The organism is Methanosarcina acetivorans C2A, assembly GCF_000007345.1.
Lineage (GTDB): Archaea > Halobacteriota > Methanosarcinia > Methanosarcinales > Methanosarcinaceae > Methanosarcina > Methanosarcina acetivorans.
Map to the genome: position 1 here is coordinate 2,443,809 of NC_003552.1, position 11,663 is coordinate 2,455,471.

Consider the following 11,663-nt stretch of genomic DNA (forward strand, 5'->3'; position numbering starts at 1 on the left):
ATCTCTCATCCCAATCTCTCATCTACGTAAATGTAAAAATGGCGATCCCATAAAAGAAAAGAAACAGTTGACGCAAAGGTGACCCCATGAAAAAACTGGAAACCTACAAATCCCCCACATCCCCGGACAGCTTCGCATCTCCCGAAAATCCCATAACCCCTGAAAACCCCGCAGTTCCCAGAAAATACACGCTCCCCGAAAAACCCGAAACAGACGACTCCCCTAAAGAGATCCTAGTCCTGGGCCACTGCCTGCTCAACCCCCTTGCAAGACTCAAAGGAGCAAAACCCGCCACCCCGGTCAACCCGAAAGGCGCAAACATAATCCAGCTCCCCTGCCCCGAATCCATGTACCTTGGAATGAGGCGCCGGGAAATCACGAAAGACCAGCTCGACCACCCCTCCTACAGACGCTTCTGCCGCAAAATCTTCACCCCCCTTGCCGACATGCTCGAAGACCTCGCAGCCAACGGCATAAAGCTCAGGATTATCGGCGTCCCCAAAAGTCCCTCCTGTGGCGTATACATAACAAGCGTAGGCGGCGAACCCGGAAAATCAAAAGAATTCCACCACAACCACACCCCAGGACCGGGCGTGTTCATGGAAGAAATTATAAAAGAGCTTGAAGGGCGCGGGGTTGAGTTTGAGATAGAGGATGCGGGAAGGTAAAAGGAAAAAAACATCTGGAAGCTGTAATTAATCGATTGTCGTGATGACTGTAGTTTACCAATGTAACTTTCCGTTGTTTTTGTGAGCGATATAAACTAATCTCTCATTGATCAATTCAATAATTTGTTTTTGATATATTTGTTTTTGATATATTTCTGAATCGATACCAGCTCTTACTGATGTCGTTTACAATGAGGGTCTCCTAGATCGCACCTAGACCGCATACCATGAGAACCTTATCAGGTCTTCAACTAAATATATCCGTAAATATTGTAGCCTCACTTTGTCGTTTTCGGCTCTTCGTCATACAGTGGTGAAAAAATATCAAACTACTTAACTGATGACCAATGATGTGTAATTATATATTTGTTTAAAAAATAATCAATATGAAAAATCATGGATATAGACAGAAGGAAAAACCATGAGAAAAGGTCCCATACGGTGTATACGCGTCCCACTTCATGAATCATTTGATGAGGACATGAAAAGGATAAGGGAAGAAAGGGAAAAACTAATTCAAGAAATGTCAGACAAATGTATGACCGCCAGTGACTTCACACGCGACACACAAAATCGTTAAGGATACTGATTCATTATATATTCAGATCGTGTATTTAGGATAAGTCTCGTGCTATTGGAAAAAAGGCTTTTTGTCCTGAATGTCTCCCGAGTTTACTGAAGTCCTGGAAGCTGCGCAGATTCAGGGGAATAGAAGCGAGATATGAAGCTTGAAATAGAGAATGCGGGAAAGTGAAAATAGGTTTAATGAAATATCAGCGTGACAAATAAAGATCCATTTTGCTCCAATCCGCCAGACTAACCTTAGTGCATAGGTTCTAAAAAACCCGGGCACTCACCGGTCGTCGAAGGCGACCGGCCTTTTCATGAAAAATATAGCAAAACAGTAAAAAAATGAGGATTTCAACCTTATTTTTCAGATGATAAAGCCTTAAGCATAAACTTTCCAGATGATAAGCCTTAAGCATAAACTTTTCAGATGAAGCGGTTATTCAAACAAGTAAAAATATCAAAATCTGTTAACCAAATTCATATCACAATTCCACTTTTCCCACCACAGACCCTATCATACTCTCAATATCTTCAACCGTATTAATATTCGCAAAAGTCCTCAACTCAGGATCAATTCCCCGAATCTCCGAAACCTCAACAAAAACAACATCCTTCATCGCAAAAACCGGCGTAAGCACCGAATTCCTTTCCCCTTCAAAAGTCTTCTCAATTTCCAGCAGCATTTTTCTTGAGTAGACCGCATGCAGAGGCTCATACATTCTATCCTCCTCCCACCTCGGGAGAGCAGCATCATGCCCATTTGCCTTTTCAAACAGCAGGTCAACAATTTCGGAATTTACAAAAGGCATATCCCCGGCGCAGACGAAAGAGTACTCTGACCTTGATTCGAGCAACCCTGCCCGGATGCCTTCAAGGGGCCCGGCATCCTCTCTGGAATCAAAACAGAAACGGATTTCCCGGTCCGGGAATTTTTCGAGCACCGGGAGGAGTTTTTCTTTCTGGGGGATGTCGCGGACCGAAAGGATTACCTCGTCCACGACCCGGAAGAGGTTTTCAAGCAGGCGTTCGAGGATAGTTTTTCCTTCAAATTCGAGGAGAGCTTTTTCGACCATGCCCATCCGGCGGCCCCTGCCTCCTGCCAGCACGATTGCGCTTCTGGATTTTGTTCTCCCCGGTTTAAGTTCTGTTTTTCCGCTCATTAATTTCCGTCCCTGTTTTTGCTGCTCTCAATTTTTGTATTCAGGGGTGTTCCCTGTCGTCAGGCGTGTTCCCTGTCGTGGACCCAGAACTCTTCTTTTTCCGTGAATTCCTTTTTCCAGATTGGGGCTTCGGCTTTTATCCGCTCGATGGCTTCGCTGAGGGCGGGGAAGAGTTCAGCCCTGTGGGCGGATGCGATCACGATGTAGACTATATCTTCGCCGGCTTCGATGACGCCTGTTTTGTGGTGGAGGAGGACCTCGAGGATTCCTTCTTTTTGCTTAATCTCTTCCCCGATTTTGTCCAGCACCTTTGAGGCTTCGGGTTCGTATTTCTCAAACTCGAGCCTTGCTGTCTTTTCCTCTCCTGCAAGTTCGCGGACGATGCCAGTGAAAGTGCCGATTGCTCCTGCTTTCTGGATAACCGGATTTTTCCGGGCTTTCTTTATAAGGGCTTCAAGGGTGTAGCGGTCAGGCTGGGCAAGGGTCATGCCTACAAGGGAAGCCGTGAGTTCCTCATGAGGATCAATATCAGCAGGTACTCTGAAAACGACATTGGAAACCCCCTCAAGGCCTTCAATCACGATTTTCGGGAGATTGCTGTCCTTAAACCCTTCTACTACAGCAAAATCAAGCCCCCGGTCGCAGAGCATATCGAGGGCGTTTTCAAGGCTGGAGTCTCTGGCAAAGCTGACAAGTTCGGAGCCCGTGATCCCTACTACCATATCCGCTCCCGCATCAAAATGCCTGCCTGTATCCGTTTCTCCAGGGTTGAGGCGCTGTTCTCCCATGTGTTTTACAGTGCCAACTGTCCCGAAGCCGGAAAGATGCCGGACAAGAGCTGAAACAAGGGCTGTCTTGCCCGATTTCTTATACCCTACAACAGAAATGACCTTCATCAAAGAGCCTTATGGACTTCCCGGTATAAGTAAGGGCCGGCATCTTTCTTCTCTTTCATTTCTTTTTTTACAGGGTTCAGATCAATCGAGATGAAATTAAAAGAAGAGTCAAAGTAATTAAGTCGAATATGTAGAAAAAAAGACTGATTGGATAATTTTTGTAAAGGTTCAAATATTGAAACTTCGATAATATATAGTGTCTGTCTGTTCGGCGAATTCGGAGAGATTCAGACAGAGACAAGGAACTCAAAGTAAATCAGAGGAACCCAGAGAATTCAGAGGAGTTCTGTGAGAAAAATCAGATTAAATAGGGGTAGAGTATGGAAGTAAACAAAGTAAGGATTCATGACCTTCCCGAAGAAGATCGTCCCAGAGAAAGGCTTATTCGAAGCGGGCCGGAGTCCCTTTCAAATGCCGAGCTGCTGGGGATAGTCCTGAGGACAGGGTCAAAGGAAGAAAATGTAATAAGCCTCTGCAGCCGGATACTTGCGGAATACAACATCAAACAGCTGAGCCTTGCAAACGTTTCAAGGCTTACGCAGGTTCATGGGGTCGGAAAAGCAAAAGCTGCCCAGATAGCTGCGGTTTTCGAGCTTGCAAGGCGGCTTGAGACTTTTGTGGAAGAGCCAAAGAGGAAAATCTGTTCCCCAAAAGATGTCTATGCCCTGATGTACCCCAGAATGCGGGAACAAAAAAAAGAAAAATTTATAACACTCTATCTTGATACAAAAAACCAGATTCTGAAAGAAGAAGTGGTATCCATAGGCAGCCTGAACGCCAGCATCGTGCATCCGCGTGAGGTTTTTAAATCGGCTCTTCTGGAATCCTCGGCTTCGGTGATCATGGTCCACAACCATCCCTCAGGGGACCCGAGCCCGAGCAGGGAAGACATAATGGTTACTGAAAAACTTGTCGAAGGAGGAAAACTCCTCGGAATCGACATCCTTGACCACATAATCATAGGAGATGGCAGGTACGTGAGCCTCAAAGACGAAGGGTTTGTAAGGTAAAAAGCATTTGATCTTTCAGAACTCGCAAAAATCAAATTTTCAAGAACTAAACTTTCAAGAACTAAACTCGTAAAGTACCGAAAATCTCTTACACAACTCGTTTTTAGCAAAAATCCATAAAAATCACTTGTTTTTCTTGAATAGGCAGTATTTAGAAATCTTCCTCACCTTTAATGACAGATTTGGACAAGTAAGTGAATAAATGTAAGTGAATAAATGTAAGTGAATAAATGTAAGTGAACAAATGTAAGTGAACAAATGTAAGTGAACAAATGTAAGTGAACAAATATAAGTGAACAAATTCCACATCTGTGCACATTACGGAAAAAAGAAAAACGGAAAAAAGAAATTAAGAGTTGAAGCTTATGAAAGTTATCGGCATTAACGGAAGCCCGCGAAAAAACGGGAATACCGCAATCCTGATTCAAATTGTGTTTGACGAACTGAAGAAAGAGGGTATTGAAACCGAACTCATTCAACTCTCAGACAAAAACATAGTGGGCTGCAAGGCCTGCCGGGCCTGTCATAAAAACAAAAATAAGCAATGTGTCAATAAAGATGACTTTTTTAATGAATGCCTGGAGAAAATGGCGGCTTCGGACGGGATTATTCTTGGTTCCCCCGTATATTCCGCTAATGTGACTTCCCAGATGAAAGCCCTGATTGACCGGGCAAGTATGGTACTGGCAGGAAACAGGGGGCTTTTAAAGCATAAAGTGGGAGCCTCGGTTATTGCTGCCCGCCGCGGAGGGGCTATCAGTGCCTTTGATACCCTTAACAACTTCCTGTACAGCAAAGAAATGTTTCTTGTAGGCTCAAGTTACTGGAACATGGTTTACGGAAATGCCATAGGAGAAGTCGACCAGGATCAGGAAGGCATTGAGAATATGAAAAACCTGGGGCAAAATATGGCCTGGCTCCTGAAAAAAATTCATTGTAATTGAGATGAAATTCATTTTAATTGGGTAAAAACAGTTAGATACTTGTATTGTTAGGTTCTTATACTCGCCTCCGATTTACCTGGCAAACCAATACATCCGGCAAATACAGCCGGCAAACCAATACATCTGACAAACCAATACCTTATACCCCTACTATATAACTTGCTAAACCTGCGATACCTATATGTATATCTATAGGAAATGGGCTTTTCGATCAAACAAATTATCCTCCCACTTTCCATCCCCCACAAAAAGGAGGTCTTCGGCATTACAAAACATATAAACGCCTGTGCACTGGATAAAAGACAGACTGAGGAAATTACTCTAAATGACCCCTATACCGTGCCTTATCGGGGCATCTATGCGGTCTGTGATGCGAAAAACGAGTATGCTGAGATTATTGAGCATTCCAATTGCTACAGCGGGGCGGCCTGGTCCCTTTACCATTATGCAAAAGCTCCTCTTATCCTGAAAGCCCGTTCAACGGGAAATATGATCCGCTATTTTATGAAAACAGGGACCTCAAAACTCGAACTCAAACCCTCGGTAGCAGCCGCAGGCATAGAATCCGTGATCGTACAGGGGGACGAAGTGGAAATCACCTATGCAGGGCTTGGAGGCGGAGGGGTCGGTGCAACCCGCTGCAGAGCACTTGCAGACGGAGTGCTGCGCTACAGGATTTCCGAATCCGGGGGAGAGCGCTGTGCCAAAGGAACAGTTGTGGTTCCCCGCAGGGATCGCGTCCTGATAGGCATAGACGACACCGATTCAAAGGACGTCGGAGCCACCTGGACCCTGACCCATAACATCGCAAAAGAACTGGACTGTCAGGAAGCCGTCTATCTCTCCCACTCCCTTGTCCAGCTTTTCCCTGTTCCGGAAAAGACTCAGAACTGCATGTCAACGGTCCTGGAATTCGGCTGTGTGGACAAAAAAGCAAAGGAAGGGCTCGTAAGCTCTTTTAAAAGAACTCTTCAAAAATACAGCGCATCCAGAGAAACGGGGCTTGTCGTCTTATCTGATTTTTATGCAAAAGGGCTTTACGCCTACAGCAATCGCTGCCGGACAGAAAGGGTTTCCAAGGCAGATGCCCTTCACTGTGCCGAAGAAAACAATGTAGAAGTTCTGCTTGACGGCAACGGGATAATAGGTGCTCTTGCCTCCCTGCCCTGGTTCGGAAAACCCGAAGAATCCATTATTCCCGGCACAGAGATACAGCCGATGAATACAGGGAAAAACCAATTAAATGATACTTAAAACCAATTAAATGGTACTTAAAACCAATTAAATGGTATCTGAATTTACCTGAAAGATGTTAAAGCCTGACGAAATTCCTGAAATTCCCGGAAGTGGAGGGGTCAATTTGAACGGAGAAGAAAAAGAAGCAGTATCATGTAACGGATTTGAAGCCCTCTATCTTGCAGCCCTTGACAGCGACGTCACCCTTATAACAGGAGTCCCCGGATATCCTGTCACCTCCTTGATGGAACTTTTTTTGAAAACTGATAGCATCTCGACTAAAACGGACAAGGTTTCAACTAAAGCAGATAACGCCTCAACCATCTCACGCGATTCAACCTGTGAAGCCAGATGGCTTACAAACGAGAAAGTTGCGCTCGAAATCGCACTCGGAGCATCGGTTTCAGGCAGAAGGGCTCTTGTGCTTGTAAAACACGTCGGGATGAATCTGCTCTCCGACCCCCTTATAACCTCGGTTACGCATACGACAGGTGCAGGGCTGGTAATCATTACAGGGGACGACCCCGGCGTGAAAGGCTCTCAGAATGAGCAGGACTCCCGCTGGTACGGTAGAATAGCGGAAGTTGCAGTATTTGACCCGGTGGATCCTGATGCTGCGTACCGAGCCCTCCGGAGAGCTTACGAACTTTCGGAAGAAAGCCGAGCCCCGGTAATTCTAAGGGTAACCGCAGGCCTGGAGAAAACCGAAGGAAAAATCCTGCGCCTTCCCCCTGCTTCAGCTCCTCACCCAACTTTTAACCGTTCGATCTGGAAACTTAGGATGGTAGAAAAACACCAGCATTTTCATTCCAAAACCTATCCGATGCTTGAAGCAGAAGCCGAAAATACCGACCTGAACGAAATCAGAGAAGGAAGGAAAAAAGGGCAAGAGGCTGAACGGATAGGAATTATCTCCTCCGGTTTTGCGGCTTCATTCGTGGAAGACACATTGAAAAAAATGGATCGTCTCCCTGAAGTTTCCCATCTTGTGCTCAACCTTGTAAATCCCCTTCCCCTGCAGAAAATCGAGAATTTCCTTAAAAATAAACGCAGGGTGCTGATAGCGGAAGAGTCAGAACCCTTCATAGAAGAACAAATTCGGATTGCAGGCAATGTCTGCGGCAAAAAAACAGGGCATCTACCCTACGGGCAAATAACACCAGAAGATATCTCTTTTGCCCTTGAGCACATTGAAGAAGAAACACCCTCAGTCTCCGTGGATTCTGTCCGCGCCGGTGACAGGAAAAAAGACAGGGCTTCCATCTGTGATGACTGTCCCTATCTTCCTCTTTACCGCTTTCTCCGCATACCCGATGTTCAAATCGCCGGCGACATGGGCTGTTCGGTCCGGAGCGCTCCAGAACCCCTTGCTGCAGTTGATGTAAGCTTTGCCCTCGGCTCGGCAATCTCGGTTGCCTGCGGCTTTGAGAAGAAAGGCATAGCCGTAATAGGAGACTTTGCCCTCGCACATTCCGGAATCTTAGGGCTCTTAAACGCTGCAAACGAAGGTTATGAAGTGCTTGTGCTTGTACTCCAGAACGAAGTCGCAGCCATGACAGGTGGGCAGAAAGTCCCTGACCTACAAAAAATGGTCGAAGCAATAGTGCCTGATGTGTCATTTTTTGATCTGGAGAGAGACGAAGAAAAAAAGCCTGGCCCCGGTTCAGAGCTTTCGGACCTGATCCTGAAAAAACTTGCTCTTCCGGGAATTTCAGTTATTTTCATAAAATGCCGATGCATAAAATATTGAGGCATTTGGCGGCTCTTTGTCGGGTAAGTCGGGAGGATTACTCCTCCTTTCTCCCCCAGGAACCGTACGTGAAAGTTTCCCTTCATACGGCTCGAGTGTTTTCAAACCCTTTCTGTATCAGGCATCAGTTATTTGCATAACTGATTTTGTGATCCCGGATAACAGCCCATTAACATTACTGTCTGTACGCCTCTCACCTACTGGTGTCTTTGAGTATCTTACATTCGTGAGTTTGTTTCCGTTCACACAAGAAAACACTATCAGTAAGTCAGCATCTTTTCAGATTAGGGCAAAGTTTGAACCCCTATTCAATCCATTACAGATTGACATTCATGCGTCTTCGGTTGAGTGAGGAATCGTGATAAATTGCCTCCATTCTCACAACAATTGTCAATAATTTTAATGTGTTGTGGACTGGAACTGGATATCGATTTCATGTAATAAAGCCAAAATTTAAGGCAGCCTTTTGGTGCAAAATCGATAGCTTTCAGGCAAGAAAACTCCTTAACCGATGACCAATGGATTGACATTCGTTTTTTACTGAATCCTTTACCCTCTTTGTCATTCTTGCTCCTTACGAAGTTCCTACCCTCTTAAAGGGGACAAATAGAGCTTACCAAGTTTTATGTCATGAATAATTATGGGTTCTTTAGGGACCATCTATAAGCCGGAAACCGTTTGTCCATTTGATTTAACATCACGCCAGCTGTTAAAGCCTGATTTCGTACCATTTTGGTTCAAGCGTATCAATCCAATTTCGCTTGTTGTACTTCACGACTTTTACAATGGTTAACTTTACGTTTCCCATGGAGCCCTTACCCTAGCAAGTTATCTGAACTGGATTTTCAGAGGTTCTCACATTGTCCCAGAAGCTTTGCACCCCATCATTACTAATGACGCACATTCTGGTAGGGTTACCCCAAATGGAAAGGGCAGCATCTTAGCAATTCATGACATAACATCTTGTCGCACGCCATGAAAGTACTTTTAATTACTTTCATTATTTGTGCCCGTAATTCAAAATTGACGTGAGTTTTTTAATCTCTTCGTTTTAATCTCTTCGTTTTAATCTCTTCTTCCATTTTTAGGAAAGGCCGCTCTCCTGCGTCGAGCGGGACAGGAACAACCCAGTACAGCGAGTAAGGTCGTATTGGACAGAAATTATAATTCAGCCATCTTGAACGAAGCTAACTGTTATAACCTATAAATCGTCTGCTTGAGCTCAGATCACTTCTTAACCCATAAATCGTCTGCTTGAGCGAATCTCCCGATTTTTATCTGCAAATTAGTCTGCTTGAGCGGAGCGAAACAGACCGCGTACTCCCGAGGCGCAACTCGGGCGGCAAAACTCTACATCGGAATCTCGCCGCACCCGGCTACCCAACAGAAATGACTTCAGTAGTTCAAAGACTCATGCAGCCGATGAGCCTTGTGCTGCTGTTTTCTCAGTGAAACTCCGCAAGCTCTGTGTCTATAACAATCATATAGCCTTTTTATGCCTGTACCCGGGAATCTACAAATAACTGGTTATATTGATTTGTCTCAGAATATGAGATTTTTAATGAACCTTTTAGATATTTAATACGTTATTTGCACTTATAGTGAGAATAAAAAGTTTAAAAATAATTATTTTTTGATATAAATCCTCTTAAGCTCTTTTTACCTGGAAACAAAAATATGTCTCAGGGGAGAAAATTCCTTCACCAATGACCAAATAAGAATACCTGGAAGAATCGATAGTGAGGACGAATTATTATATCTGATCTGAAAAAACAAACACCACCTCTATGTTCTATAAAATATGAAGAAACTTGTTTGTGCCTGAGATATTCAATAATTCACTCTCAAAATTTAAATTTTAAGGGGTCTTGCGGGCATTAAATAGAATATTTAAGGATATAAATCGACTTAAAAACTTGAAAACTTTTATTTTATTAATTAAATCCTTCAAAACTCTTATTTTATTAATTAAACCTTTTTAGGCTGGGATTTATTATAAGTATATTTATATTTAATCTGCTCAATTTTAGAATTGTCAAGCCGCAGACAGGCGGTAAGACAAAAAGTTAGTTTCAAACCGGCAGTAGCCGGAAAACGATTTGATACACAGATACACAAAAACCGAAAAACAATTTGATACACAAAACCGATGGTTTCAGAAAGTCTGGGTTTCAGAAAGTCTGGAAGTCTGGAGGAATTATCGGTATTTATTAGGTGTAGAAATATATTGTTTAAATAAATACTGGGAGTGGGTAAAGTCTTGAAAATGAAAAAGATAATTGGTATTTTTTTAGCAGTTTGTTTTGTATTGTCAGTAACTGCTGCAGCAGCAAGCGCAGGAGGATCTGGTTACAAAGGATATGACAAGAAAGGGGATAATTACAAGAAATATGATTATAAAGACGGAAAGAAGCATAAAGAATATAAGAAAAGCTGGGTGAAAGGTCACTCTGAGAAGAGAAAAGTAGGGTACTACCAGAAGAAGTGGACTGGATATAAGTACATACAAGTTATATACTACAAGATAATCATGGTGTGGATACCTGGCTTCTGGTCCTGGGGCTGGTTCTGGTAACTACAACAAGTTAGCTAACTAAAATACCGAACCACAAGCTTGAGTACAATCCATGACGGTAACACCTGATGAGATAGGAATTTACCAGTTAAGGTTTACCAGTTAAACTACTGCGTAAGTCCTAACTCATTCTGACTTTTTCCAAAGTTCTGACTTTTTTTAAAGATAACTTTTACAATCGTTTTGGGAATAGTTTTGGGAGTGGATCAAAGCTTGAAAATGAAAAAGATAATTGGTATCTTTCTAGCAGTTTGCTTTGTACTATCAGTAACCGCTGCAGCAGCAAGCGCGGGGGGAGCTGATCAAAATAAGTACAGGGATAAGAAAATCATCAACGATGGTAGCGCCAAATCTCTGAAAAATGATAAAGGTAAGAACATACACAGCTGGAAACAGAAATTTTGGATATGGGTATGGGTTCCCGGCCACTATGAGTTTAAAGTAATAAAGACGGATAGTTACGACAAGCATCACCACGGAACAGCAACCAAAAAGGTAATCAGAATATGGGTTCCCGGTCACTGGGAATTGAAACTCTTAAAATTTAACCATGGAATCTTTAGCTAACTTGGGAATCTTCAACGGAAGATAGCGACATAAGCCCTTACACAAAATCGTTTACGTGGCGAGTAACAACTATTCACAAAATATAGAGCCCAATGGGATAGGAATTACACATATAAGGTTCAAACTGAGGCACTAGCAGGTCTGTAATAGTGATTGTGATTTGAATATTCCTTTTAAAGTCTCATGCTGCTGGTTTTCCAGTCAATCTACTGTGTAAGTCCTAACCCGTTCTGCCTTTTTCTCTAACCAATGATGCCTCATTTCTCCAGATGATTCCTGTCTTTTCA

Annotated in this window: 10 protein-coding genes; 8 read left to right on the forward strand and 2 right to left on the reverse strand. The window is 43.5% G+C overall.

Annotation, left to right across the window (positions count from 1 at the left end; all coding sequences use genetic code 11):
• The first annotated feature begins 86 nt into the window (after positions 1–86).
• Together MA_RS10295 and MA_RS26840 are read left to right on the forward strand one after the other, a co-directional pair.
• Positions 87–668: a DUF523 domain-containing protein gene (locus tag MA_RS10295; RefSeq protein ID WP_011021971.1), complete on the forward strand. Its 582-nt coding sequence runs from the start codon at positions 87–89 to the stop codon at positions 666–668.
• A 421-nt stretch (positions 669–1,089) separates the two neighbouring features.
• Positions 1,090–1,248 (forward strand): hypothetical protein, encoded by a 159-nt coding sequence (locus MA_RS26840; protein ID WP_157860166.1) that lies wholly within the window; start codon positions 1,090–1,092, stop codon positions 1,246–1,248.
• Positions 1,249–1,720: 472 nt separating this feature from the next.
• Here MA_RS26840 and MA_RS10300 read toward each other — a convergent pair whose 3' ends face one another.
• Together MA_RS10300 and MA_RS10305 are read right to left on the reverse strand one after the other, a co-directional pair.
• Positions 1,721–2,398: a molybdenum cofactor guanylyltransferase gene (locus MA_RS10300; protein ID WP_011021972.1), complete on the reverse strand. Its 678-nt coding sequence runs from the start codon at positions 2,396–2,398 to the stop codon at positions 1,721–1,723.
• Between the two features lie 59 nt (positions 2,399–2,457).
• A complete protein-coding gene (locus MA_RS10305; protein WP_048065273.1) occupies positions 2,458–3,294 on the reverse strand; it encodes a molybdopterin synthase in 837 nt (278 codons plus the stop codon).
• 320 nt (positions 3,295–3,614) lie between these two features.
• On the opposite strand from MA_RS10305, the gene radC reads away from it, so the two are divergent.
• The 6 genes from radC to MA_RS10335 all read left to right on the forward strand — a co-directional run bounded on the left by radC (position 3,615) and on the right by MA_RS10335 (position 11,376).
• Positions 3,615–4,304, forward strand: a complete 690-nt coding sequence (gene radC, locus MA_RS10310) for a RadC family protein (RefSeq protein ID WP_011021974.1) — start codon at positions 3,615–3,617, stop codon at positions 4,302–4,304.
• Positions 4,305–4,669: 365 nt separating this feature from the next.
• A complete protein-coding gene (locus tag MA_RS10315; protein WP_011021975.1) occupies positions 4,670–5,248 on the forward strand; it encodes a flavodoxin family protein in 579 nt (192 codons plus the stop codon).
• A gap of 198 nt (positions 5,249–5,446) precedes the next feature.
• Positions 5,447–6,502, forward strand: coding sequence for a methanogenesis marker protein 11 (gene mmp11 / locus MA_RS10320; RefSeq protein ID WP_011021976.1), 1,056 nt, complete (start codon positions 5,447–5,449; stop codon positions 6,500–6,502).
• 55 nt (positions 6,503–6,557) lie between these two features.
• Positions 6,558–8,234 carry an indolepyruvate ferredoxin oxidoreductase subunit alpha gene (locus MA_RS10325; protein ID WP_011021977.1) on the forward strand — a complete coding sequence of 559 codons (1,677 nt, stop codon included), beginning with the start codon at positions 6,558–6,560 and terminating at the stop codon, positions 8,232–8,234.
• 2,260 nt (positions 8,235–10,494) lie between these two features.
• Positions 10,495–10,809, forward strand: coding sequence for a hypothetical protein (locus tag MA_RS10330; RefSeq protein ID WP_157860167.1), 315 nt, complete (start codon positions 10,495–10,497; stop codon positions 10,807–10,809).
• Positions 10,810–11,022: 213 nt separating this feature from the next.
• On the forward strand, positions 11,023–11,376 hold the full coding sequence (locus MA_RS10335) for a hypothetical protein (RefSeq protein WP_157860168.1): 354 nt from the start codon (positions 11,023–11,025) through the stop codon (positions 11,374–11,376).
• The last annotated feature ends 287 nt before the right edge of the window (positions 11,377–11,663 follow it).